At 36.9% G+C, this 26,743-nt stretch carries 23 protein-coding genes and 2 riboswitches; of the genes, 22 read left to right on the top strand and 1 reads right to left on the bottom strand.

Annotated features, from left to right (window positions below; all coding sequences use genetic code 11):
- Positions 1-367 precede the first annotated feature (367 nt).
- From BCI01S_RS22005 to BCI01S_RS21945, 13 genes are all read left to right on the top strand, one after another.
- The gene (locus BCI01S_RS22005) at positions 368-1,864 is read left to right on the top strand and encodes a BglG family transcription antiterminator (protein WP_047943335.1); all 1,497 of its coding nucleotides are present in this window, start codon (positions 368-370) and stop codon (positions 1,862-1,864) included.
- The gene (locus BCI01S_RS22000) at positions 1,854-2,288 is read left to right on the top strand and encodes a PTS sugar transporter subunit IIA (RefSeq protein WP_061801105.1); all 435 of its coding nucleotides are present in this window, start codon (positions 1,854-1,856) and stop codon (positions 2,286-2,288) included. The genes BCI01S_RS22005 and BCI01S_RS22000 overlap by 11 nt, the downstream gene beginning before the upstream one ends.
- Positions 2,289-2,299: 11 nt before the next feature.
- Positions 2,300-2,617, top strand: a complete 318-nt coding sequence (locus BCI01S_RS21995) for a PTS fructose transporter subunit IIB (protein WP_047943337.1) — start codon at positions 2,300-2,302, stop codon at positions 2,615-2,617.
- A gap of 20 nt (positions 2,618-2,637) precedes the next feature.
- A complete protein-coding gene (locus tag BCI01S_RS21990; protein ID WP_047943338.1) occupies positions 2,638-3,087 on the top strand; it encodes a PTS sugar transporter subunit IIA in 450 nt (149 codons plus the stop codon).
- Between the two features lie 43 nt (positions 3,088-3,130).
- Positions 3,131-4,222 (top strand): PTS fructose transporter subunit IIC, encoded by a 1,092-nt coding sequence (locus tag BCI01S_RS21985; protein ID WP_047943339.1) that lies wholly within the window; start codon positions 3,131-3,133, stop codon positions 4,220-4,222.
- 122 nt (positions 4,223-4,344) lie between these two features.
- Positions 4,345-5,037 (top strand): D-allulose 6-phosphate 3-epimerase, encoded by a 693-nt coding sequence (gene alsE, locus BCI01S_RS21980; protein WP_061801111.1) that lies wholly within the window; start codon positions 4,345-4,347, stop codon positions 5,035-5,037.
- 117 nt (positions 5,038-5,154) lie between these two features.
- Entirely contained in the window at positions 5,155-7,155 is a 2,001-nt protein-coding gene (tkt, locus tag BCI01S_RS21975) for a transketolase (RefSeq protein WP_235844558.1), read from the top strand.
- 463 nt (positions 7,156-7,618) lie between these two features.
- The gene (locus BCI01S_RS21970) at positions 7,619-7,990 is read left to right on the top strand and encodes a DUF956 family protein (protein WP_047943341.1); all 372 of its coding nucleotides are present in this window, start codon (positions 7,619-7,621) and stop codon (positions 7,988-7,990) included.
- A gap of 452 nt (positions 7,991-8,442) precedes the next feature.
- Positions 8,443-9,414: a mannose/fructose/sorbose PTS transporter subunit IIA gene (locus BCI01S_RS21965; RefSeq protein WP_047943342.1), complete on the top strand. Its 972-nt coding sequence runs from the start codon at positions 8,443-8,445 to the stop codon at positions 9,412-9,414.
- 34 nt (positions 9,415-9,448) lie between these two features.
- Positions 9,449-10,255, top strand: coding sequence for a PTS mannose/fructose/sorbose transporter subunit IIC (locus BCI01S_RS21960; RefSeq protein WP_047943343.1), 807 nt, complete (start codon positions 9,449-9,451; stop codon positions 10,253-10,255).
- Positions 10,256-10,272: 17 nt separating this feature from the next.
- Positions 10,273-11,184 (top strand): PTS system mannose/fructose/sorbose family transporter subunit IID, encoded by a 912-nt coding sequence (locus BCI01S_RS21955; protein ID WP_047943344.1) that lies wholly within the window; start codon positions 10,273-10,275, stop codon positions 11,182-11,184.
- Positions 11,185-11,307: 123 nt separating this feature from the next.
- Positions 11,308-12,324 (top strand): oxidoreductase, encoded by a 1,017-nt coding sequence (locus tag BCI01S_RS21950; protein ID WP_047943345.1) that lies wholly within the window; start codon positions 11,308-11,310, stop codon positions 12,322-12,324.
- Between the two features lie 159 nt (positions 12,325-12,483).
- Positions 12,484-14,157, top strand: a complete 1,674-nt coding sequence (locus tag BCI01S_RS21945) for a ribonuclease J (protein WP_047943346.1) — start codon at positions 12,484-12,486, stop codon at positions 14,155-14,157.
- 104 nt (positions 14,158-14,261) lie between these two features.
- On the opposite strand, the gene BCI01S_RS21940 is transcribed toward BCI01S_RS21945, so the two are convergent.
- Positions 14,262-15,533: an FAD-binding protein gene (locus BCI01S_RS21940; protein ID WP_061801103.1), complete on the bottom strand. Its 1,272-nt coding sequence runs from the start codon at positions 15,531-15,533 to the stop codon at positions 14,262-14,264.
- Between the two features lie 215 nt (positions 15,534-15,748).
- Positions 15,749-15,835: riboswitch (cyclic di-GMP riboswitch) on the top strand.
- A 127-nt stretch (positions 15,836-15,962) separates the two neighbouring features.
- Here BCI01S_RS21940 and BCI01S_RS21935 point away from each other — a divergent pair.
- The 9 genes from BCI01S_RS21935 (at position 15,963) to BCI01S_RS21895 (ending at position 26,034) form a co-directional block, all read left to right on the top strand.
- Positions 15,963-16,331, top strand: a complete 369-nt coding sequence (locus BCI01S_RS21935; RefSeq protein WP_047943348.1) for a hypothetical protein — start codon at positions 15,963-15,965, stop codon at positions 16,329-16,331.
- Positions 16,332-16,386: 55 nt separating this feature from the next.
- On the top strand, positions 16,387-17,097 hold the full coding sequence (locus BCI01S_RS21930; RefSeq protein WP_235844557.1) for a hypothetical protein: 711 nt from the start codon (positions 16,387-16,389) through the stop codon (positions 17,095-17,097).
- 46 nt (positions 17,098-17,143) lie between these two features.
- Positions 17,144-18,331, top strand: a complete 1,188-nt coding sequence (locus BCI01S_RS21925) for a methyl-accepting chemotaxis protein (protein WP_047943349.1) — start codon at positions 17,144-17,146, stop codon at positions 18,329-18,331.
- A gap of 94 nt (positions 18,332-18,425) precedes the next feature.
- A riboswitch (cyclic di-GMP riboswitch) is annotated at positions 18,426-18,502 on the top strand.
- Between the two features lie 100 nt (positions 18,503-18,602).
- Complete coding sequence (locus tag BCI01S_RS25470; RefSeq protein WP_156485485.1) at positions 18,603-18,767, top strand: hypothetical protein; 165 nt, start codon at positions 18,603-18,605, stop codon at positions 18,765-18,767.
- Positions 18,768-18,811: 44 nt separating this feature from the next.
- Complete coding sequence (locus BCI01S_RS21915; RefSeq protein ID WP_061801101.1) at positions 18,812-20,461, top strand: pyridoxal phosphate-dependent decarboxylase family protein; 1,650 nt, start codon at positions 18,812-18,814, stop codon at positions 20,459-20,461.
- Positions 20,462-20,713: 252 nt separating this feature from the next.
- On the top strand, positions 20,714-22,309 hold the full coding sequence (gene dcuS / locus BCI01S_RS21910; protein WP_047943351.1) for a DcuS/MalK family sensor histidine kinase: 1,596 nt from the start codon (positions 20,714-20,716) through the stop codon (positions 22,307-22,309).
- 1 nt (position 22,310) lies between these two features.
- Positions 22,311-23,018, top strand: coding sequence for a response regulator (locus BCI01S_RS21905; RefSeq protein WP_047943352.1), 708 nt, complete (start codon positions 22,311-22,313; stop codon positions 23,016-23,018).
- Between the two features lie 194 nt (positions 23,019-23,212).
- A complete protein-coding gene (locus tag BCI01S_RS21900; RefSeq protein WP_047943353.1) occupies positions 23,213-24,181 on the top strand; it encodes a 2-keto-3-deoxygluconate permease in 969 nt (322 codons plus the stop codon).
- A 149-nt stretch (positions 24,182-24,330) separates the two neighbouring features.
- On the top strand, positions 24,331-26,034 hold the full coding sequence (locus tag BCI01S_RS21895; protein WP_061801100.1) for an NAD-dependent malic enzyme: 1,704 nt from the start codon (positions 24,331-24,333) through the stop codon (positions 26,032-26,034).
- The last annotated feature ends 709 nt before the right edge of the window (positions 26,035-26,743 follow it).

Raw genomic sequence — 26,743 nt, 5'->3', positions numbered from 1 at the left:
ATAAAATCTTGCCAAATGGCAGGGTTTATTTTATTTTTGTATTTTTGGTGATCTTAAGAAATTTAAGCTACTAAAAAGGAATCTTCCTGTAGAAAGGATATGACGGTATCAATGTTTAAAAAAAAGACGCCTAATAAGTTCGCTGAACTTATTAGGCGTCTCTGTTTCTTTTTATAACATGAATAAACACACTACAGGTGTAGATGGGCTTTGTCCACCATAAACCATTTATGCATAATGCTTTGTCAGTCTGACGATGGAAAGAAATCACCTAGAGATTCTATGAAAAAATGACCGTTGCAACGGTCATTTTCCAGCGAAGCGTATGTTATTGTATAGGTTAATATAATAGCAAGGAGGCAAGGAGATGAGTTCTAAAAGTAATTATGAACAAGATCTGTTACTGTTTCTTTCAAAGACTCAAGGATATGTTACTTCGAAGGAACTCCTTGAAGTACTAAATGTTTCTCAAAAAACAGTCTATCGTTTAGTAAATAAAATTAATGACGAGTACGAGGATGGCCCTTTAATCATATCTGAAAGAGGGAGAGGATATAAACTAGATTACGAAAAATTTATTCATGCACAAAAAAGCAATTATAAAGACAAGAAAATGCAGTTTTCTCCTCAAGAGAGACGTAAACGAATAATGGAACAACTATTATTGTCTTCGCCGAAACCTATAAATGTTTATCATTTATTTAGTGACTATTATGTAGGAGACTCTGTTGCTTTTAATGATGAACAAATAATGAGTGAAGAGCTAAAAAAATACAATTTAGTTTTAGAGCGAAAAAATAGAACTTTAGCCATTCTTGGGGATGAAGTGAATATTAGGAAGGCAATTAAAGATATTATTGAGATCTTTCATATTATTGATATTGATGATTTAAAGCGGAATCCGAAATTGAATTTTAATCAATACGATGTCTTATTTATATTGGAGCAATTGAGAAAGATGGAAGAGGATTTAAACATAACGATTCCTTATCCATATAATGTGAATATTTTTTCTCATTTATATATACTTTTGAGCCGATCAAGGAAAGTTCCTATCAGGTTATTTACTGATGAGATTTCTTCTAAAGAAATGGAAAACATGCAGCGAGATATTTTGTATCCGCTTGCTAAGATGATTGTGCAGAATATCGAGAAATATTTGAACAGTCCTTTGCCAGATATGGAAGTGTATTTTCTTTATCAATATCTAGTGTCATCAAGAATGCAGGGATCGCATGCTATTACTTCTACTTTTTCATCAGAAGTGATTAGAGTAACGAAGGCCTATATTGAAGGAATGAGCACCAGCTTAGGAATGGATATAGACAGCCAGTGTCAGTCTATATTTGTCGATTTAGCCAATCATATTAAACCAATGCTGAATCGATTGGAGCACAAGATTCGGGTTAAAAATAATTTGTTAAGTCAGATTAAGTTGACGTATGAAGAAGTATTTATGGGGGTAAGGAAGGTTTCTGGATCGATTAGTGAAAAATTCAACTTACCAGCGATAAATGATGATGAAAATGGTTTTATCACCCTCTATTTTGCAAAGGCGCTGGAAACGAGACAATATCAGCATCCAATCAAAACATTAATCATGTGTACAACGGGAATTGGAACTTCAGAACTTCTAAGAGCAAAGGTTTCCAAGAAATTCCCCGAGTTAGAAATAGTGGATGTAGTGGCATCACGAAATACACAGATATTAAAAGAGAAGTACTCAGATGCTGAATTGATTTTAAGTACAGTTCATATGAAGGAAGAAGTAGCTATTCCTTATTTATTAGTGAGTGCAATGTTTACAATGGATGATCAGAAGAGACTTCAGGGAAAAATAGAGGAAATTTACCATGGATATTAATTCAATCTATCAAGTTTATTTTAATTGTGAATTAAAAACAAAAGAAGAAATCTACTCTTTTATTTCTAAGATTGTTTCACAAGATAATCCTATATCAAAAGAGGAAGTGATCCATCAATTAAATGAGAGAGATAAAATAGGCAGTACGTTAATCGCAGAGCATGTAATGCTGCCACATATTGAAAGTGATCAACTCAAGAAAAGTCAAATTCTATTTATCCGTTTAGTAAATCCAATCATAACATGGGATCAGTCAAAAGATATCTGTCTAGTGATTATTATTTTATTAAAGAAAAATGAAAGCGTTAATATAAAGAAACGCATCTCTTCATTTATCCGATCTTTTGCAGATGAAGAGTATCTAAACCGCTTATTGAAAAGTCATGAAGAAGAAGAATTCAGCGAAGAAATTATAGGATATTAGGAGGAATAATCATGAAAATAGTTGGAGTTGCAGCTTGCACAGTTGGGATTGCCCATACGTATATCGCACAGGAAAAATTAGAGAATGCTGGAAAGAAGGCAGGTCATGAAATTCATATTGAAACACAAGGAACGATTGGAATAGAGAATGAATTATCGCAACAGCAAATAGCTGAAGCAGACATCGTAATTTTGGCTACAGATGTCAAAATCGCAGGAAGAGAACGGTTTGACGGAAAGCGAATTATCCAAGTCACCACAGAGATAGCTGTTAAATCACCAAATAAACTAATTGAAAAAGCAGCAGAGGTTGTAAGTCAAAAGAAATAATCGTAAAAGGAGAGAGAATGATGGAAGTAAACAACATTGTAGATATAAATACAATCAAAACCAACATGAGCGCTAAAAGTAAAGAAGAAGCTATTCAGGAATTAGCTGAGGTGTTACTTGAAAACAAGTACATTAAAGATATCGAAGAGTTCACAAAGGATATTTATGCGAGAGAAGCAATCGGACAGACTGGGATAGGCAATTATATTGCTATTCCTCATGGTAAAAGCGATTCTGTTGAAAAAATAGGGGTAGCCATTGGTATAACGCAAGAGGAAATTGCTTGGGAGAGCCTCGATGGAAAGGGTGTAAAAGGAATCATTCTGTTTGCTGTTGGAAACGATGACGGAGCACAAAGTCATCTGAAATTATTATCATTATTTGCTAGAAAACTAGGAAATGATGAAGTCATTAAGAAGATGCTGCAATCCAAAAATGCGGAAGATGTGAAAGAAGCTTTATGTAGCTAAGAAATTTATGGAGAGAGGTCTTTAATTAAAAGGAGGGTTAATAATGAGTGGAGTAAAAAAATTAAATTTAAAAGGCCATTTATTAACAGCAATTTCATTTTTGATTCCAATTGTTTGTGGAGCAGGTTTCTTAATCGCAATTGGTATGGCTTTTGGCGGGACTAGTCAAGGTACCTTAGTACAAGGGGAATTTAACATATGGGATGCATTAGCAACAATGGGTGGAGCAGGTTTAGGGTTATTACCTGCCGTTATTGCAACAGGGATTTCTTATTCCATTGCTGGTAAACCAGGAATAGCTCCAGGATTCATTATTGGTTTAACTGCTAACGCGATTGGTGCTGGATTTATTGGTGGTATTTTGGGAGGATTTTTATCAGGTTATCTTGCTATAGCAATTATAAAACATTTTAAAGTTCCTAGCTGGGCTAAAGGGTTAATGCCAACCCTAATTGTTCCATTCTTCACATCCATTATTGGTGGATTAATCATGGTATACATTATCGGTATCCCGATTGCTGCCTTTACATCCTTATTAACAGATGCATTAAACAGTTTAGGAACCTCCTCTTTATTAGTATTCGGCGGAATTGTTGGTCTATTGAGCGGAATTGACTTTGGCGGTCCAATTAACAAGACTGTGTTTGCCTTCGTATTAACCATGCAGGCAGAAGGAATTAATGGGCCGATCACAGCTTTACAATTAGTAAATACAGCAACTCCAATTGGATTTGGATTAGCTTACTTTATTGCAAAAGTCTTTAAGAAAAATATTTATACTCGATCAGAAGTAGAGACATTAAAGTCAGCGGTGCCAATGGGTGTTGTTAATATCGTTGAAGGGGTAATCCCAATTGTTATGAATGATATCGTTCGTACTGTAACAGCTGTAGCCATTGGAGGAGCAGCTGGCGGAGCAGTAACAATGGTGTTAGGAGCAGATGCAACAGTACCATTTGGCGGCGTATTTATGTTACCAACTATGTCCAATCCTTGGGCGGGTGTTGCAGCTATTCTAGTGAATGTAGTCGTTACAGGATTAGCGCTTGCCTTAATTAAGAAAAACGTAAAAGAAGACGAACAAGTAGAAGTGGAAGAGGAAGATATTGATTTAGATGATATACAAATTCTTTAACTAAATGCACGGACCATTAACTGATATACCAGTAAAGCTAAGTTTTATTAGTTAATAAGTTTGGTTTAAAAAAAGAGCATTAATTTAAAGAAAATAGCAGGTTTGTGGAGGTTGAGCAAATGATGAAAAAAGTAGGATTTTCACCATCCTTAATGACTATGGATTTAGATAAATTTAAAGAACAAATCACATTTTTAAATCAGCATGTAGATTCTTATCATATTGATATTATGGATGGGCATTATGTGCCGAATATTACTTTATCCCCTTGGTTTATCGAGGAAGTACGGAAGATAAGTGATTTACCTATGTCTGCCCATCTTATGGTTACAAATCCAAGTTTCTGGGTTCAACAATTGGTTGATTTAAAGTGTGAATGGATTTGCATGCATGCGGAAGTACTTGATGGTTTAGCTTTTCGTTTAATTGATCAAATACATGATGCTGGGTTAAAAGCTGGAGTAGTACTGAATCCAGAAACGACTATTGAAACAATTTTTCCATATATTGAATTAGTAGATAAAATAACCATTATGACAGTGGATCCAGGGTTTGCCGGGCAGCGTTTTATCGAAAGCACATTAGATAAAATTGTAGCATTAAGAGAATTACGAGACAAAAAGGGATATCAATATGTTATTGAAATGGATGGTTCCTCTAGTCGAAAAACATTTAAGAGAATTGATGAAGCTGGTCCTGACATTTATATCGTCGGCCGCAGTGGCTTATTTGGAGTAAATGAAGATATTGAAAAGTCATGGGAAATTATGTGTCAAGATTACAAGGACATGACTGGGAAAGAAGTAGAATCCTAATTTTTTAAAGGGGTGGGGGAAGGAAACCCGCCTCTTTATACATTGTAAAATCCTTTTAAATAAATAATAGATATTCAGAAAAACAAACAATTTAAAAAATAAAGGAGCTTTATTAAATTGACTACAAACCAATTGATTGACCAATTAGCTATTAACACTATTAGATTATTATCCATTGACGCAATTGAACAAGCGAACTCTGGTCACCCAGGAATTGCAATGGGGGCTGCTCCAATGGCTTATACGTTATGGGCAAAAGAAATGAATATAAATCCTGCTAATCCTAAATGGCTGAATCGTGATCGTTTTATCCTGTCGGCTGGTCACGGTTCAGCCCTGCTATACAGTATGCTTCATCTATTCGGATATGGGCTGACGATTGAGGATTTAAAGAATTTCCGTCAATGGGGAAGCAAAACACCTGGACATCCTGAATATGGACATACAGAAGGAGTAGAAGCGACAACAGGCCCGCTTGGTCAAGGTATCGCGATGGCGGTTGGTATGGCAATGGCAGAAAGTCATCTAGCTGAAAGGTATAATAAGGAGAATTTCCATATAATAAATCATTTTACATATAGTCTTTGTGGCGATGGGGATTTAATGGAAGGGGTATCTGCGGAAGCAGCTTCCCTAGCAGGGCACTTAAAGCTAGGTCGTTTAGTTGTGCTATATGATTCTAACGATATTTCACTAGACGGGAATCTCAATCTATCTTTTTCTGAAAGTGTAGCAGATCGATTTAAAGCATATGGATGGCAAGTCCTGCGCGTAGAAGATGGTAATGATATTGAAGCTATCCAAAAGGCAGTGAAAGAAGCAAAGACAGATTTAGAACGACCTACTTTAATTGAGGTTAAAACAACAATTGGTTTTGGTTCACCTAATAAGTCTGGTTCCTCGGCGAGTCATGGTGCACCTCTTGGGAAAGAAGAAATTGAATTAACGAGAGCGGCTTATCAGTGGGAAGCAAAAGAACCATTTTTTGTACCAGAAGAAGTAGAAAAGCATTTTGCGAGTATCAGAGAAAAAGGAAAAGCCATAGAGCAAGCGTGGAATGAACAATTTGAGGAGTACAAAGCAACCTATCCTGAACTTGCAGCGCAATTTGAGAGTGCTGTAAAAGGCGAACTTCCTATAAACTGGCGAAAGGATCTGCCTATATTTGAATCAGGATTAAAAATAGCAACGAGGGAATCTTCAGGAAGAGTATTAAATGCAGCAGCAAATGCCATTCCACAAATGATCGGTGGTTCAGCTGATCTTGCAGGATCTAATAAAACTTTGATTTCATCGGAAAAGAACTTTGCGTTAGATGGTTATGAAGCACGCAATATTTGGTTTGGTGTTCGTGAATTTGCAATGGGTGCCGCATTAAACGGGATGGCTCTTCACGGTGGAGTGAAAGTATTTGGAGCAACCTTTTTTGTTTTCTCTGATTACTTACGCCCAGCGATTCGCTTAGCCGCACTGATGAAGTTACCAGTTACTTATGTATTTACACATGACAGTATTGCAGTCGGGGAAGATGGGCCGACACACCAGCCAATCGAGCATCTTGCGGCATTAAGGGCAATGCCTGGTATTTCAGTCATTAGGCCAGCAGAGGCGAAGGAAACGGCGGCAGCATGGCGCTTAGCACTTGAAAGTCAAGACCATCCGACTGCTTTAGTGTTAACTCGCCAAGATCTTCCAACTCTTAAGGCTGATCAAGAACAAGTGTATGAAGGGGTAAAAAGAGGCGCTTATGTTGTATCACAAGCAAAAGGAAAAGTAGTTGGTCTGTTACTTGCTACGGGTTCAGAAGTAACCCTTGCTCTTGATGCACAAGAAGTGTTAGAAAAGGAAGGCATATATGTTTCTGTTATAAGTATGCCAAGCTGGGATCTTTTTGAACAACAACCAGCAGATTATAAGGAAAGGGTGATTCCTAGTCATATAACTGCACGTGTGGCAATCGAATTAGGCTCTAGTTTAGGTTGGAGAGAATATATTGGACATAATGGAAGAATGATTACCATTGATCATTTTGGTGCATCCGCTCCAGCAAATAGATTAATGGAGGAATATGGATTTACAGTAGAGCATATTGTAGAGACATTTAGGAGCACCCTCTAATGGATCATCACCGATTGAGGAAGGCTGAAAAATAAACAAGATAGCGATTTGGTTATGATTTGTATTTTATGCATATCGTATCTGATATTAATTCCTCATTTCCTGATCAAAAGAAAAAAGCGAAACCAATTTTAGTCCTATTATGGTCAAATAGACAGCCCTAAAAATACTCTCCATGCGTGTCGATGTTGTAAAATCGGCACGCATGATTTCAAACTTTTTTTAAATACGTTCGGAAATAATAATTATCCGTGAACATATAGATTGGAGCATTCCACTTCCAATATTTGATCAACATCATCAAAACTATTTGCTAGTAATTCTAAAGATACCGCTGAATACAATAGCTTCTTAATTGCATAATCTAAATTCTTAAGTTAATGTGAACTCTCCCAGAGTATTTGCTTAAAGCAAAAAAACACGTATAATTATTAGTATTAAAAGATAGAAATGGAGTAAACAAATGGTCCAATCAATTAATACAAAAGTCGATTTAGTTATGAATGCAACTTCACACACAGGAATCTCAGAATATGGGAAGATTATGATTGGGGACAAGGGCTTTGAATTCTTTAATAGCCGTGATGCTCGCAAGTTTATCCAGATTCCTTGGGAAGAGGTAGATTATGTAATTGCTTCCATCATGTTCAAGGGGAAATGGATCCCGCGTTATTCTATCCAAACGAAACGAAATGGGACGTATACATTTTCTTCTAAAGACCCGAAAAAAGTTTTACGAGCAATTCGTGAGTATGTTGATCCGAAGCGTATGGTTCAATCGTTGAGTTTCTTTGATGTTATTAAACGCGGATTAACGGGTAAGTCGAAAAAATAACAGATTCGCAGTAGAAAGGATAGAGGAAAAAAATATATTGCAATTAGGAATCTCAGCATTGTTTTTGAGAGAGGTTTTAAGAAAATGATAGCGGAATCAAAAAAATAAATTTCCCTATTGAAAGAGAAAATCCAGTGTGCTATAATTTTTTTGCAAGCTTACTAAAGTGAAGCAGAAGGATATTAATTACTCCGTTTAAAGCGTTTACAGAATAAATTGAATAACTATCGTCATTATTTTACGTGTTACTGATTCGATCAGGCATGAGTAAAAAAGTATGATTGAATGAAGAGAATAGGGGCATTCTATACCTATAAATTCATTTAAATCGACTTTTTACTCATGCCTTTTTTATTTTTATCAAACACTGTAATCGCTTATATGTAATCGCTTTAGATGAGTTGGAAAAATGCAGCTTGATAGCTGTAAAAATAATAATGGGAGGTAAAAAGATGGTAGGAATTATCATTGCTAGTCACGGTGAATTTGCCAGTGGTATCTTGCAATCTGGAGCAATGATCTTCGGAGAGCAAGAAAATGTAAAAGCTGTTACATTGATGCCAAGCGAAGGACCTGCAGATGTAAAGGCAAAAATGCAAGAAGCAATCGCCTCTTTCGATAACCAAGACGAAGTACTATTCTTAGTTGATCTTTGGGGTGGAACTCCTTTCAACCAAGCCAATAGCTTGTTTGAAGAACACAATGAAAAATGGGCAATTGTTGCTGGTATGAACTTACCAATGTTGATTGAAGCTTATGCATCACGCTTTACAATGAACACTGCACATGAAATTGCCGCACATATTTTAGGAACAGCTAAAGAAGGAGTTAAAGTAAGACCTGAAGCTTTAGAACCAGCAGAAACAGCTGCTAATACGACTGCTCAGCCAGTAAGTGCAGGTGCTCCTGGGAAATTTGAATATGTGTTAGCACGTATTGATTCTCGTTTACTTCATGGACAAGTAGCAACGGCTTGGACAAAAACGACACAGCCTACCCGTATTATTGTTGTCTCTGATGAAGTAGCGAAGGATGAACTTCGTAAGAAATTAATCCAACAAGCTGCTCCTCCAGGAGTAAAAGCACATGTTGTTCCAGTGAAAAAAATGATCGAACTTGCAAAAGATGATCAACACTTTGGTGGTCAACGCGCTTTACTACTATTTGAAAATCCACAGGATGCTCTTAGAGCAGTTGAGGGTGGTGTTCCATTGAAGACAATCAACGTAGGTTCTATGGCACACTCACCTGGTAAAGTTCAACCGAATAAGGTGTTAGCTTTTAACCAAGACGATATTGATGCATTTGCGAAGTTAAAAGAAGCTGGTTTAAGCTTCGATGTACGTAAAGTTCCGAATGATTCAAAAGGTAATATGGATGAAATAATCAAGAAAGCACAAGAAGAGTTAAATAGACGAAAATAATCCGAATATCAAAGAAAAAGGAGGATTAATAAACATGGATTTGAATATGATTCAAATATTATTAGTCATTATTGTAGCGTTTTTAGCTGGTGTTGAAGGAATCCTGGATGAATTCCACTTTCACCAACCAATCATTGCCTGTACGTTAATCGGCTTAGTTACAGGAGAATTAGTACCATGTCTTATCTTAGGTGGTACCCTTCAAATGATCGCTTTAGGTTGGGCGAACATTGGGGCTGCCGTAGCACCGGATGCTGCATTAGCATCAGTTGCATCTGCCATTATTTTAGTTTTAAGCGGTCAAGGGGATGCCGGTGTATCCTCTGCCATTGCGATTGCAGTTCCACTTGCAGTTGCTGGTTTATTATTAACTATCATCGTTCGTACAATTGCAACAGGATTGGTGCATTTGATGGATGCGGCGGCGAAAGAAGGAAACATTAAAAAAGTTGAACTATGGCATATTTTTGCGATCATCTTACAAGGATTACGTATTGCTATACCAGCTGCGTTAATTATCGCTATTGGGGCAGGTCCTGTGAGTGACTTACTTACAGCTATGCCAGATTGGTTGACAAACGGTTTAGCAATCGGCGGGGGAATGGTTGTTGCTGTTGGTTACGCAATGGTTATTAACATGATGGCTACAAAAGAAGTATGGCCATTCTTTGCGATTGGTTTCGTATTAGCGACTGTTTCACAAATTACACTTATTGGTCTTGGGGCTATCGGTGTGGCTCTTGCTCTTATCTATCTTGCGCTTTCTAACAAAGGCGGCTCTGGTAATGGCGGAAATGGGAACACTGGTGATCCACTAGGCGATATTATCGATAATTACTAAGAAGGAGGGGACAGAAAATGGAAAAAGCATTTAAATTATCAAAAAAAGATCGTATTTCGGTTTGGTGGCGTTCCACGTTTATTCAAGGTTCTTGGAACTATGAACGTATGCAAAACGGTGGTTGGGCATTCGCCATGATTCCTGCAATAAAAAGATTATATAAATCAAAAGAAGATCGTGCGGAAGCGCTAAAACGTCACTTAGAGTTCTTTAATACACATCCTTATGTCGCTTCACCTATTCTTGGTGTAACATTAGCGCTTGAAGAAGAGCGTGCCAATGGAGCACCAGTGGATGATAAAGCAATTCAAGGGGTTAAAGTCGGAATGATGGGACCATTAGCTGGTATTGGAGATCCAGTTTTCTGGTTTACAGTGAAGCCAATCCTTGGTGCTTTGGCTGCTTCTCTTGCTTTAACTGGTAATATTCTTGGACCAATTATTTACTTCTTTGCTTGGAACCTTATCCGCATGGGATTCACTTGGTATACACAAGAAGTTGGCTACAAAGCTGGTTCAAAAATTACGGATGACTTATCTGGTGGGTTGCTGCAAAACATTACAAAAGGGGCATCGATTCTCGGGATGTTTATCCTCGGTGCACTCGTAAACCGGTGGGTATCGGTCAAATTTACCCCTGTAGTATCGTCAGTAGAGCTTGATGAAGGTGCTTATATTGATTGGGATAAATTACCTGCTGGAGCAGAGGGGATTAAAACCGCCTTGGAACAGCAAGCTGCTGGTCTTTCATTAGATCCAATAAAAGTAACAACATTACAAAGTAACTTAGATAGCTTAATTCCTGGTTTAGCTGGATTATTGTTAACACTTCTTTGTATGTGGCTGCTTAGAAAGAAAGTTTCTCCAATCGTTATGATTCTTGGCTTATTCGTGGTAGGTATTGTATTCCACCTAATTCACTTAATGTAAGTAAGACAATATAAAAGAGAAAAGCACCTCCTAGTATGATTTTTTTAGGAGGTGCTTTTCACATGACAAATAGAAAGAAAAATGGGATAAATAGTATAATAAATAAATTTTTAGGAGGCTGCTATGCTTACTATTGGTTATATTGGAAATGGGAAAAGCACAAACAGATATCATCTGCCGTTTGTATTACAAAGAGAGAATATCAAGGTAAAAACAATTTATCAAAGAAATCCAAAGCATGAAAGCTGGGATCGAATTGCAGGAGTCAATTATACATCTGATTTAAATGAATTATTAAATGATAAAGACATTCAATTAATTGTTATTTGCACAAGACATGACAGTCATTTTGAATACACTAAATTAGCACTAGAACATAATAAACACTGTTTAGTTGAAAAACCTTTTATGGAAACTGCCCAGCAGGCCAGAGAAATATTTGCATTGGCGAAAGAAAAGAATTTAATTGTGCAGGCGTATCAAAATAGACGTTTTGACAGTGATTTTCTGACTGTGCAGAAGGTCATCGAAGAAGGCAAATTAGGGGACTTGCTGGAAGTGGAAATGCATTATGATTATTACCGTCCGGAAGTGCCAGAATCTGCAGAGACTTTTAATCCTGCGGAGTCATTTTTATATGGACATGGCTGCCATACGCTTGATCAGGTCATCAGCTATTTTGGCAAACCTGATCATATTCATTATGATGTAAGGCAATTATTAGGACAAGGAAGAATGAATGATTATTTTGATTTAGATTTATATTATGGGAAGATGAAAGTGTCTGTAAAGTCTAGTTATTTTAGATTGAAAGAAAGACCAAGCTTTGTCGTTCATGGAAAAAAGGGATGTTTTGTGAAAGAAACAAAAGATCGTCAAGAGGAACATTTAAAATTATTTTACATGCCGGATAATAAAGATTTCGGGATAGATACGATAAAACACTATGGAGTATTAACCTACATTGATGATGAAGGGACAATCCATGAAGAAACAGTGAAATCGGTAAACGGCGATTATGGAAGAGTGTATGATGATTTATACAAAGCGATTATAAATGGGGAAGATAAGACCATAACAGACGAACAAACGTTATGGCAAATGGAAGTATTAGAAACTGGCATAAAAAACTTAAAATAGTGAATTTTGGATTAAGACCCCTTATTGGGGTTTTTTCTTTTTCTGCAGGAGCCTTTTCTTTAAAGTTTCTTAAGCAATAGATGTGTTTCTCTTCTTTTTGCATGAAAGCTAAATAAAAAAGAAATAATAACAATATTTAGTGCGATAAGGAGGAGAATAATGAAAGTGGATGAGAATGCTTTGTCGTTTTTTGCATTAGGCGGAATAAATGAAATCGGAAAAAATATGTATGTCGTTCAATATCAGGATGAAATTTTTGTTATTGATTGTGGAGGGAAATTTCCTGATGAAAGCTTATTGGGTATTGATTTAATAATTCCAGATATAACCTATTTGGAGGAGAATCAAGATAAAATAAAAGCTTTAATCGTTACCCATGGTCATGAAGACCATATTGGTGGAATCCCCTATATTCTAAGGAAATTAAGCATTCCTATTTATGCTACAAGATTTACCTTAGGTTTAATAGAGCTTAAAATCAATGAGCATAAGCTAAACGGAGAGACAAAATTAATAACTATTGATTCTAGCTCCAAGCTAGAGTTTGGAGAAGTGCAAGTTTCCTTTTTTAAGGTAAGTCACAGCATCCCAGATTGTCTTGGAGTTGTTTTCCACACCCCAGAAGGAAATATTGTTCACACAGGTGACTTTAAATTTGATTTAACCCCGGCTAATAACCAATATGCTGATATACATAAAATGGCGGAAATCGGGCAGCAGGGAGTTTTAGCATTAATATCAGAGAGCACAAATGCAGAACGAAAGGGGTTAACTCCTTCTGAACAAATGGTTGGTTCTCATTTAGATGAAGCCTTTATGAAAGCAGATGGGAAAATTTTCATTTCGACATTTGCTTCGAATGTTAATAGAATACAACAAGTAGTAGAGTCTGCTATAAAAACGAATCGTAAATTAGCATTGCTTGGCCGCAGTATGGTAAATGTGGTGAACGTTGCTATAGAACGTGGCTATCTTCATATGCCGGAGGGAATGTTAATTGATGTCAGTCAAGTAGATCAACTGCCAGTAGAAAAAGTTGCCATTCTCTGTACAGGTAGTCAAGGAGAACCAATGGCTGCTTTGTCACGTTTAGCAAGTGGGAACTTTCGCGATGTTACAATATATCCGGGGGATACCGTGATTCTAGCAGCATCTCCAATCCCTGGAAATGAAAAAGACGTCTCTAAAATCATAGATAATTTATTTCAACTTGGGGCAAAAGTAATTTATGGTTCTGGCAGTACAACCGGTATGCACGTTTCCGGTCATGGTTATCAAGAAGATTTAAAGCTAATGTTAACCTTAATGAAACCAACCTACTTCATTCCCATTCATGGAGAATCTCGTATGCTCTACCATCATCGAATATTAGCAGAATCAGTGGGAGTGGAAAAAGAGAATACTTTTATTATTAAAAATGGAGAAGTTGTCGATATCAAAAATGGAGTAGCCCGTCAAACACGCTTTGTCCCAGCAGGAGACACATATGTAGATGGGATGGGTGTTGGGGATGTTGGCGATATTGTGTTAAGAGATCGAAAGCAGTTATCGGAAGATGGGATGCTTGTTGTTATTATCACCATCAGCAAGGGCGACAGGAAGATTATTTCTGGCCCAGATACGATTACGAGGGGATTTGTTTATGCCCGTAACTCTGATGAATTACTGAAGGAAGTAAACCGTTTGGTCAAAAAGACTGTCAATGACTTGCAATCAGAGAATATTCATAAATGGAATGTAATGAAACAAAATATTAAAAAATCAGTTGGCCAGTATTTATTTAATCAAACAAAGAGAAAGCCGATGATTCTTCCGATTATTATTGAGATTTAGGATGAAAAAATTTATATTTTCTAAAAAGCAATGGGGGCAATAGATTAAGCATCCATTGCTTTTTAGTTTAGAAGCAGCCTAGCGACATTTTATTGTAAACGGATTCAATTCTGTTCGTTAAAAATATACCTATTCATAAAAGTATTGCGGAACTTACCTTGTGGGTCATACTTCATAAGTAAATGCTGGAATGCGGGCATTTTTTCATATAGCGATTGTATTTTGGAAGGGGCAGTAGTAAATAGCTTCCCCCAATGTGGCTTTGCTTGAAAAGGCTCGAGCTTGGATTCGATTAGCGGGAGTACTTGCTGAACTTCTTTCCACTTATCTTGCCAAGTAAAATGAATAGCGACGGAATCCTGTTTATAGGATGGACTTAACCAAAGTTCGTCCTTCGCAATTGTCCGCACTTCAGAAATAAATAAAAGGGGTGCAATGTATTCACGAATGTCACTAAGGGCACAAAGAGCGTTATAGGCATGTTCTCGCGGGAAAATATATTCACTTTGCAGCTCTTGTCCCTTACTTGGAGTGAAGTCCATTCGGAAATGTGGCATGCGGTCAAGCCAATCTCCTGGAACACCGAGCTGTGCCGTGCAATTAGTTGCAGCGACTCCTCGTACTGGATGAAGATTTTCTTTGGCTGCTTTTGCTCCGTAAAAGTCATCACCTAGTGAAAAAGTCTGGTCATTTGTCAGCTTGCTCTTTAACCACACTTGATTAAATGTTTCGTTCTGCCAATCTGTAAACAGACTGACACTATAAGCACTGGAAGAAATGATATCAAAATGATCAGCTATTTGAGCGAATGGAAGATTTTCATAAACATCTTGCCGCATTTGATGACTTGGATGAATAGCTAAGGTTAGTTTTGTAACAATACCAATTCCTCCTAATCCAACGACTGCACCATGTAATTCCTCTTCTGACTTTTCTCTTGAAAAAGTTATGATACTACCGTCCGCTGTAACGACTTCCATAGCGGAAACTGCAGCAGATAAATTTTGATTGCGATTACCTGAACCATGTGTTGCTGTGGCACAAGCTCCAGCAATCGAAATGTGTGGTAGGGATGCAAGATTATGTAAGGCATAGCCATGCTGCTGAAGCACTTGGCATAGATCTCCATACTTCATTCCTGCTTCTACAGTTACTGTTTTTTCTTCCCTATTAATAGCAATAACTTTATTCAGTTTTTGCAAAGAGACGATATTCTCGTCTGAATCTGCGATGTTATTAAATGAGTGGCGAGTTCCAATTACACGAAGCTTTTTTAACTTTAAAACTAATTGTTGAATTTCCTCCACTGATTCTGGTTCGTGCCAGTTCGTCGTGCTATATTGATAATTACCTGCCCAATTCCTTTTTAATCCCATAACTTCACTCCTTTATTGGGTTTTTTATACATTTTAACTATATACGCAAGGAGAGAGAATTTTCAAATATTATCGTTTGGAAATCACAAGGTAATTAGACCTATTTTTTGTTTCTTTTATGTGAAGAGAAAATCCTGGTATCGACAAAAAATGACAAGTTCCTTATAATGGAATAGTAATATGTATACATGCTATTAGAACTATTGTTTTCCTGAAATTGAAAAAAGCAAACTTATCGAAAGGTAAGGACGCAAAGCTACGAGTCTAAAATCCTCTTGGATAATGATAGTCGGGTTGCCAGGTATACTTTAAGCAATTATTTGGCTATCCCTATTTATGTATTAGGATAGCTATTTATTTTTACTTTGGATTCGTGGGAGAACAATAAAAAATATAAACTAAACAAACTTATAGAAAAGGAGATTCGAGATGATTGTTGTAGACAAAAAGAAGTATAAAATGGAAATAGATGAAAACTCAAAAGAAGTACGTGTACAGGTACATGGGTTGATGAGAGAGGAAGACGCAGAGGGGTATATGGTTGATTTACAGGATACGATAAGTAAAGTATCCAAAAAAGACTATACTTTTGTCGTGGATGGTACTCATCAAACGCCCGTTCCATCAAAGGTGGTACCTCAGTTAGAACAAACAATGCAATTTTACTCTAGCTTAGGTTTTAAGGATGTTCTTGTAATTAAACCTTCGTCTAAAATTGCCCAAGTGCAAATTAGAAATGCCCTAGAAAGAATTGATTTTGCAGGTACATTTATTGATCGTGCATCTCATTCTAAGTAATGCCAGGTTGTAAATAGAAAGCTGTTTTTAATCGGATTTGAAGGGGAGTTATGAAGTGAAAAAGGTAGAAATGTCGTATAAATATGAAATTATAACAAAGGAACAAACGGATCTAATCGAAAAGGCTGCTGACTGTCTTGCAAGCTCATTTATTGGAGTAGATATAGCTGGGAAATGGGTTCAAGAGCCAATGGTTGGTCAATTAAATATAGGCTATGATGATTTCTATCAGTTCACGAAAGATTATATAGATGCTACTGTGGAGCAGGGATATTGTGCAGTCGCTATAGATAATAATCAAAAGGTTGTTGGTGTTCTTGCTGGAGATACTAATGCGCCAGAGATTATTGGGGAAGATGTATTTGAAGGCACCTTTTTAGATATGAATGTTATTCTACATGTTCTTGAAGATGTAGATAAACGCTTTATGGAAGATTATAAGCAGCGTACTGGAAAAGAACTGCAGGATGGCGAGATACTTCATTTATTTATGTTAGGAGTAACTGCTGAACACGAGCGTCACGAAATTATTAAGCAATTAGGAAATAAATTAATAACGAAAGCATCTGAACAGGGATTAAAGGCTGTTGTTGGAGAAGCAACTAATCCTAAGTCTATACGTGTAATGGAAAAATATCACAATATGAAAAAATATAAAGATGTTAAAGGAAATTATATTGTTCATAGATATCAAGAAAATAGTAGATTAAAAGATATTCCTGCAACAATCGCAGACGGCACATATATCATTATGAAAGAACTTTAAAATTTCAAATGTCTAAACAAATATATAAATAGGAGAGTTATTTATTATGGAGGCTATATTGCTAGGTATTATTGTTATCTTATTGGTTACCACCGTGTATTTTGCTTATCGATATTTTACATTGAAAAACCATCCTCATATTAATAAAGAAATAATGAACGGGATGAAAGAAATAGCGGCAGGTAATATGAGCAGCAAAGTAGAAGGAGCAAGTTCTTATCATGCTACCTTTAATCAAGTAATTGAATTTTTAGAGCATGTGAGGGGAAAGTTCTTTTCTTTTTCCAAAAACGTACATAAAAAGGGAGAAAGTTTAACGGAGATCGGTGAATACGCGATGGAAAAGGCGGACATTGTAAGAGCTGCAATTGATGAGGTTGGCAGAGGTTTGCAGAAACAATTAGTCGCTACAGAGGAAAGCGCCCTTTCAATGGAGGAAATGGCTCAGGCGATTGAAGATTTGTCCATAAGATCCAATCAAATTTCTGAACAGTCCAATACTACGTTAGAATTAACGCAAGAGGGAGACGAAAAGTTAAAGGACTCTTTAGTGAAAATGAAGCAATTTAACCAAACAATCAATACGACTTTTCATGCGATAAATAATCTTGGTGAAAAGTCTAAAGAAATTGGTACAATCGTAAAAGTAATTACAGGGATTTCTGAACAAATTAATCTATTGGCATTGAACGCAGCAATAGAAGCAGCTCGGGCTGGTGAACACGGTAAGGGATTCGCTGTTGTAGCAGACGAAGTACGAAAATTGGCTGAACAGTCCCGTCAGTCCTCTTCAGAAGTATCCAATATTGTGAAAAATATTCAAGAAGAAACGAATATAGTTGTCAAATCAATGCAGCAGGGCACAGAAGAATTCAAAGAGACAAATACGAACATTCTAGAGGTTGGAACAATGTTTGAACAGATTTTGTCTACGACAAAGGTTATTGCGGAAAATAATGAAAATTCTTCTGCAAGTACAGAAGAATTATCGTCAGCTTCTCAACAAATCATGGCAACAATTGTACAGATAGCTTCTATCTCACGGGAATCGGTTGAAATGTTTGAGGAATTAATCGAAATCAGCGATGATGAATTACAAACAATTCAAAATTTAGTACAAGAAGCCGAAAATCTTTTAGAATTGAAAAATGATGTGGATAAACTATTATCTACGTGGAATCAAGAATCAGCACAAAACCCACATGCTGAAGGTGATGTTAGTGTAGCGGTTTAAGCTAGAAAAAAAGCTTCTCATCGGTAATCAAACTTGTGAGAAGCTTTTACTTTCATTCCACTTTTAACGTAAATAACAGTATTTTGTTATATTCCTTTGAAAATAGCAAACTCATTGAAACATGAGGACGCAAAGCTGCGGGCCAATTTCCATGGCAGCCGGGTTGCCAAAAAAGGCTGGATATTTGCTAATAAGCAATATATTGCTTTTTTATGTCCTCTTTCGTGTGGACTTTTTTATTTGGACTTTTGTCTCTAGCAGAAGGGAGTATATGCTGCAAAAGTGGAAAGGGAGTAATTATGTCACAACAAGAGCAATGGAGAGCAAAAATAGGATTGGCAGGGTAAGAATATGTATTTTTTACGTCCTGTTGAAATACATTGTTCCTATTGTCCTAATTATCGTTATCTTAGACGCAGCAGGCCTATCAGGTTGATTATTACTTTGTTAAATAATAAGAAGCATTCAGGAGGTCAAATAATGAAGGAAATACAAGAATTGTTTCCTAGTATGGACGGAAATGACTTTCAACGAGAGGAATTGCTGTCCTACTTTAAGACAATTTTAACAAAAATAGATGAATTAAAGGATCCTGACAAATTAACACTTGGAGAAATGCCAGAGTACACAGAGGATTATTATAATCGTGTGATTCAAAATGCGAATGTTCCTCAAGCAGGTGTGTCGATCAATGAAGTAATCAAGGAGCTTCTAAAATTGGTAGAAGGTCATCGCTATGTCAATCGTAATTATGTGGCAAATGCAGCACCTTTGCCGAATATTGCTAGTATCATAGGTAATTTAGTCATGGTGCTTGTAAATGGCAATAACCTTTGGGATGTAGAAGGTCCAGCCGCAGCTACAGCTGAGGTGGAAATCACAAGTATGCTTTCTAAATTAATCGGATATGACGAAAATTTAAGTGCGGGCTATACAACATGGGGAGGACAAGGGGCTGTTTTCAATTCTTTACGCCTCGCTATTGCTCGTTATGCTCCTTCCTCTAACCTAATGGGCATTCCGAAAAATCTTTATTGCTTCTGTTCGGAGCTATCTCACTACAGCTTATATAAATCGGTAGAAGCTGCCGGAATTGGGGTAGAAAATATGGTTCGAGTCAAGGTGAACCAAGATCATTCTATGAATCTTGAAGATTTAAAGGAGAAAATAGAACAGGTTATTGCAAAAGGTGGGGTGCCTCTTTATATTCTGGCAACAATGGGTACAACAGATACCTTTGGAATCGATGACATAAAGGGAATTAAGCAGCTTGCGGAGGAGTTAGAACGCAGACATTGTTTAAGCCCGCTCTATATTCATGCAGACTCAGCGATGGGAGGAATGTATACCTTTTTTAATAATTATGATTTTGAGAGAAATCCTCTTCAATTGGCAGAAGATGTTAAGGAAGTTTTGCAATCCTATCAACAGAAGTTTACACAAATCAAACTTGCTGATAGTATGGTATTTGATTTCCATAAGCTAGGACAAACACCGTATATTACGAGTTTATTTTTGGTTAAAAACAGAGAGAGTCTTAAGTATGTTGATTTAGACGAAGAGGAAACTCCTTATGTTGGCAATCGTGGTTACGGCAGCTATCATACAGGCTATACATTAGAATGTTCGAGAATGGGAAGTGCGTTAGCAATTTATGCATCGTTATTAGCATTTGGTGTGGAGGGCTATCAAAAGCTGCTAGCTAACTATATTCGTGTGAATAGTAAATTTAGAGAGACGCTGACAAAAGAAATCCCGAATGCTGCCATTACGAATGAGGTTTCACCGATTACCACTTTCCGTTTTTATCCAGAAGAGCCAAAATGGATAGAAGAAAGGAACGGTCTTTTAACTGCTGAGGAAATGATTGAAATTAATCAATTTAATGATGCGTTTGCAGAAATAATCGGTGCTGAAAGAGATACGATCTTCTTTGGAAATACAAAAAAGCAGTGCCTAGTAAAAGCAGCAAATTCAAACAAGCAAATCCCTGTATATGCGCATAAATTTTTCACTATTTCGCCATACTCTACAGTAGAAGAGATTGACCGTTATGTGGCATTTTTAAAAGAACACTTATCATTTTTTATGAAAACAAAACCAACCTATGACAGCATTTCTTTGTTGTAAGGAAGGACTTTTTTTAATTACAAAAAGGCCCCATAGCTTATTTAAGTATATAATAAATTAAAAAAACTTTCTCTTAACAGGGGAAGGTTTTTTAGTTTTCATGGCCATATATATCAACAGATAGAAACTCTTTTATTAAATGATAGCCTTTATGATAGAGAATGGAGTCTGCTTCTATCCCTTTTTGAGCGCAGCAGTTTTTTATTTACGTATGACTAAAACAATTAACCCTATAACACTTTGGAGGAGAATATGAAAAAAGGCAAATTCAGTTTACAAGCTAGCATTATTATTTTTGTATGTATAGTTGTTGCATTGTCTCTTGGCATTACGGATTTGATTATCAGTAATAGTATTACCTCCAGCGTGGAAGAAACACAGAAAGAGAAGGCACTGAATGTTGCGAGGATGATGGCGATAACTCCGCAAGTAATAGAAGTTCTTGAAGGCAGAGAAAATACAGAAGATGTACAGGTGTTTGCCAATAAAATTAAAGCACAAACGAATGTGAACTTTGTTGTGGTGATGGATATGAACGGAAACCGTCTATCCCATCCGGAATCTAGTAAAGTTGGAAAGCATTTCAGTGGAGGGGATGAAGGACCAGTACTTAATGGAAAGGAATATGTTTCTATTTCCAAAGGAACGCTTGGAAAATCGATGCGGGCATTTACGCCAATAAAAAACGCTGAGGAAGAGCAAATTGGTGCAGTGGCAGTAGGAATTTCTTTAAAGAGTGTAACAGAAGCTGTCCACAAAGGACGGATGGGGATTGGAATAGGGACATTAATAGGAATTCTCATTGGCATAATTGGGGCTGTAGTGCTGGCGAGATATTTCAAAAAAATTCTGTTAGGGCTCGAACCCTTTGCTATTGCCAAGCTTCTGGAAGAACGAAGCTCGATGCTGCAGTCTGTGCGTGAAGGCATTATAGCCATTGATCAAGAGGGAAAAATCACGCTTGTGAACAAGGCAGCTAGTAAGCTTTTTCAAAAAGCGGGCATTGGGGAGGATGCTATTGGAAGGAACATTGAAGATTATTTACCAGAAACTCGGTTAACACGCATTATAAAATCCGGTGAAATGGATTTGGATCAAGAGCAGAACTTGCATGGGGTAACCATTTTGGTAAATAGAGTTCCTGTAGTGGTAGAAAATCAAGTAGTTGGGGCTATTGCCACATTCCGTGATAAAACAGAGGTTCAGCAATTAGCTGAGCAGCTGACAGGGGTGCGCAATTATGCGGATGCGCTCCGTGCTCAGGCGCATGAGTTTATGAATAAACTCCATGTTATCCTTGGTTTAGTTCGTACGGAACAATATGAAACCCTTGCTAATTATGTAAGTGAAACGGTTAATCACCGGGAAACAGAGGTAGGCTTTGTTACGAAGAAGGTTCAAGATCCTGTACTTGCTGGGTTTTTGATTGGTAAGCTAAGTTTTGCTAGAGAATCAGGCGTTTCCCTTTCCTTTGCTTGTGAAAATATCCTTCCAAAACCAGCAGACCCGGAGATTACAAATGAACTAATTACGATTATCGGAAATATCTTTGATAATGCAATAGAGGCAATGGTAGACAGCATAAACAAAAAGGTAGATCTTACCTTGGATTATGCAGAAGAAATTTTAACCATCGAAGTGAAAGATACTGGAATAGGAATGACGAATGCCCTTCAAAATAAAGTGCTAGATAAAGGCTTCTCTACTAAAGGAAATAATCGGGGATTTGGATTGTATTTATTGGCAATGGCGATTGAAAGGCTAGAGGGGGAACTTATTATTTCGTCCAAGCCTGGAAAGGGCACCACTTTTGCCGTATATATACCATATAAAGCAGAGGATGAATAAAATGATTAATGTGATGATTGTGGAAGATGATCCGATGGTAGCAGAAATTAATAAACGATACCTTTCTCAAATCAATGGGTTTCATTTAACTGCAACCGCCAATTCAGTAGATGATGCGATTTCTTTATTAAAAAAAGAAAAAATAGAGCTTATCCTTTTAGATATTTTTATGCCTGGTAAGATTGGACTGGAGCTATTAGCTTATCTACGAAAAAATGATCTTGCTATTGATGTTATCGTGATTTCAGCTGCTTCTGATCTTGAGCGCATTAAGAAGGCTTTAAGACATGGTGTAGTCGATTATTTAATAAAGCCATTTGAGTTTGAAAGATTTAACACAGCACTGACAACTTATCTAGAACAAACTAGGATTACCAATAAGCAAGCTTCCATTAGTCAACAAGAGTTGGATGCGCTTCTTTTGCATCGAGAAGAAACTGTGACAGTGGAAGAATTGCCGAAGGGATTAACAAAGGATACGTTAAAACAAGTATGGGAAGCAGTTCAAAAATTAAAAGAGGAACCCTTTTCGACCGATGATGCTGCGAACTTAGTAGGTATATCAAGAGTATCTGCTAGAAAGTATTTAAATTTCTTAAAAGATTTAGGAATACTGGAAGTTAAGGTAATCTATGGAACGATTGGAAGACCTGTTTATCAACATGAATATAATCGATTAAAAGAACACAGAATAAAAAACTTTTTGTAAGCAGTATGAAGGCTGCTTACTTTTTTTATTTACAAAAAGAATTATTAAACTTTCATAAACTATGAAAGCGTTTAACAGGGGAGTAAGATGAACTTGTAAAAAACAAAAGCAGTTTGAGCATAACAATCTCAAACGTATTGATAAAGGCTCAAATGAAGTCGATAGGGAGTAAAAACTTTGTTAGGAGGATTAAAATGCATATTCCAATTAAGAAGACACTTGATAAAATTCCAGGTGGTATGATGGTTGTACCGTTATTTTTAGGGGTATTAACTAACACATTTTTTCCGCAATTTTTAGAAATTGGCCATTTTACAACAGCTTTATTCAGCAAGGAAGCATCATCCACCATTCTTGCTTTATTTATGTTTCTGATTGGTTCACAAATTAATTTCAAACTTGCCCCAAAGGCAATCAAAAAGGGTGCCATCTTACTAACAGGTAAATTTATAGTAGGGGCAGGGATAGGGATTGCAGTCGCCATGTTTTTTGGACCTGCTGGAATATTAGGGTTATCACCATTGGCAATTCTTGCAGCCCTATTAAATGCGAATGGAGGATTATATGCATCGCTTGCTTCTTCCTATGGTGATGAAACAGATGTAGGAGCATATGCATTATTTTCTTTAAAAGACGGACCATTTTTCACGCTAGTTGCACTAGGAGCATCCGGACTTGCAGCCATTCCTTTCCAGGCACTTGTAGGTGTCTTAATCCCAATTTTGATTGGAATGATTTTGGGAAATATTGATCCGGACATGAGAAAGTTTCTTGGTAGCAGTAAATTATTATTAATTCCATTCTTTTCTTTCCCATTAGGAGCAGGAATGGATCTTAGAACCATTGTAGAAGCAGGAGGACCTGGATTATTACTAGGATTAATAGCCGCATTTACAGGAATTGGAGCTTATCTTCTTTTGAAATTATTTAAAGAAAATCCAATTGTTGGCTTAGCAACAGGCTCTACTGCTGGGAATGCTGTCGCTACACCAGCTGTGGTTGCAGCCGCAGATCCGACCTTATCTTCTATAGCCCCAGCAGCTACTGCTCAAGTTGCAGCAGCATGTGTTGTATCTGCCATTATCTGTCCGATTATTGTTAGCTATGTATTTAAAAGGTCGCAAAGAAAGAAGACTAAAAAATCGATGGCGAGTGCAGCATGACAGGTAAAAAGGAGTACTGCATTATTTAGTTACAAAATAATGAATTTAAGTTAAATAAACTAGTGAGAAAGTACAAACAGTAATAACATAGGAACAAAAGAAAGCGATCTTTTGATCATCATTTTAAATAGAAAGAAGGATCACCCACAATGACTGTGTCAGATAATGTAATTATCACAACATTAAAAGGAAAAGAAATTCTCTCTAATCCCTTTTTAAATAAAGGAGTAGCTTTTACAAAAGAGGAAAGGGAAGACCTTGGTCTAGACGGTCTGTTACCGCCCCAAGTACTTACGCTTGATGAACAAGTAAATAGAGTCTATGAGCAATATTTAATGCGGACCACCAACCTTTTCAAAAATGGCTTACTGAATGACTTATATAACCGAAATGTCGTTCTATATTACCGACTTTTAAAGGAACATCTTGCAGAAATGCTGCCGATTGTTTATACACCGACTGTCGGTGATGCTATCCAGTCTTACTCTCATAGCTACCATCGTCCAGAAGGATTATATCTTTCCATTGATCATTTGGAAGGGGTGGAAAAGGCGTTTCGTAATCTAGGAAAAGCCAAAAATGATATAGATTTAATTGTTGTCACTGATTCGGAAAGTATCCTTGGTATTGGAGATCAAGGAGTAGGTGGTATTAATATTGCAATAGGAAAACTAGCGGTATATACAGCTGCTGCTGGTATTGATCCTAGCCGAGTTCTGCCGGTTGTACTAGATGTTGGTACGAATAATCAGTCCTTAATTGATGACCCTATTTATATTGGTAATAAGTTTGCCCGTGTTCGTGGAGAACGTTATGATCAATTTATTGATTTATTCATTCATACCGCAAGAAAGTTTTTCCCAGAAGTACTACTTCATTGGGAGGATCTTGGCAATGTGAACGCCCGCAATATTTTGGATAAATATGGGGACAAAATTCTTACTTTTAATGATGACATTCAAGGAACAGGTGCTGTAACGCTTGCAGCGATTATGTCTGCATTAAAAGTAACAGGCGGTGCATTGAAAGATCAGCGCATCGTTGTCTTTGGCCCAGGGGCTGCAGGAATCGGCAATGCAGACCAAATGGTTGATACAATGGCTCTGGAAGGACTTACTAAAGAAGAAGCATATGAGCGTTTCTGGGCGATTGACTATCGAGGATTACTGACAGATGAAACACCAGATGTTTTGAAATTTCAAATGCCTTATGTAAGAAGAGCAGAAGAAGTCAAGCAATGGAATCGAAATGAGGATGGGATCATTTCTTTAATGGAAGTAGTTAAAAAGGTGAAGCCAACCATCCTAATTGGTACTTCTGGCCAAGCCGGTGCTTTTACGGAAGAAATCGTGAAAGAAATGGCAAAGCATGTAGAACGTCCTATCATTATGCCGATGTCCAATCCTACTAATCTTGCTGAGGCAATGCCGGAAAACTTAATTAAATGGACGGACGGAAAAGCACTAATTGCGACTGGAAGTCCGTTTGCTGATGTAGAATATAATGGTGTTTCTTATGAAATCGGGCAGTCGAATAATGCATTTGTCTTCCCGGGTTTAGGGCTTGGAGCTATTGTTGCAAAAGCGCAAATTATTTCCAAAGGAATGTTTGCCGCAGCCGCCAAAGCGGTAGCCGAGATGTGCGAAACGAACCAACCAGGGGCATCGTTACTTCCTTCGATTGAGAAATTACATGATGTATCTATCTATGTGGCAGTTGAAGTCGCAAAAGCGGCTATAGAGGAAGGAATTGCAAGAGCCGAGATTACGGATGTAACAAAGGCTGTGGTTGATGCAGTTTGGCAGCCTGAATATAAGAAAATTAAGAGTGTTGGAATTTGGGCCAATGTTTAATGAAATTATAAATTAGAAAAAATGCCTCTACTCCTGGTAGAATCGGATTGTTCGATTAGCCAGTGGTAGCAGGCATTTTTATTTTTAAAATTCATGGTTTTCTTTCTTTTTTCTATATTTTATAACATCCGTAATTACCCATAGAGGGATAATAAGAACGACAAAAGCAATTTTTAACCAATAATCAACAACACTAAAGAGAATAAAAAGCATAAATAGAGCATAACAAACAAATTTCAAAACTAAATTGACTAATTCAGATTTAAACATCGTTATCAACACCATTCGCTATTTTTACTATCCTATACGAATAACGAAATCAATAAGTTTCGTTAACCTCGAACAAAATCCGCATTTACAAGCACAATTTCTGTTTTATTTATTTTTCAATATTAAAGCAAGCAGAAAAGCGTTCTCTATGCCCCAAAGGAAGAGGAGGAAAGGAAAAAGGGAACAGAGAAAAACAAACAAGCTGAAGCAACTCCTATTCGGAGAGGCATTTTTTCTTTAGAATAATTTTGCTTTTACTTAGCTATTAGAAATCTTCCTAGGTCTTTTCAAACCTATGTTAGTTTCTCCTACATAAATTGCTGTGTATTTTAATCGAATGTAAATAATTTACGCTTCTTTTACAAAAGCTTGCTTTTTTCCTGTAAAATCAATCCCTTCATCTTAAATAAACAGAATTTTATTTAATGATTTCTTTACA

The sequence above is a fragment of the Niallia circulans NBRC 13626 genome, from assembly GCF_001591585.1.
GTDB classification, from domain to species: domain Bacteria; phylum Bacillota; class Bacilli; order Bacillales; family Cytobacillaceae; genus Niallia; species Niallia circulans.
The sequence above is the reverse complement of the archived record's forward strand: the minus strand, read 5'-3'. Positions and strand labels throughout refer to the sequence as shown.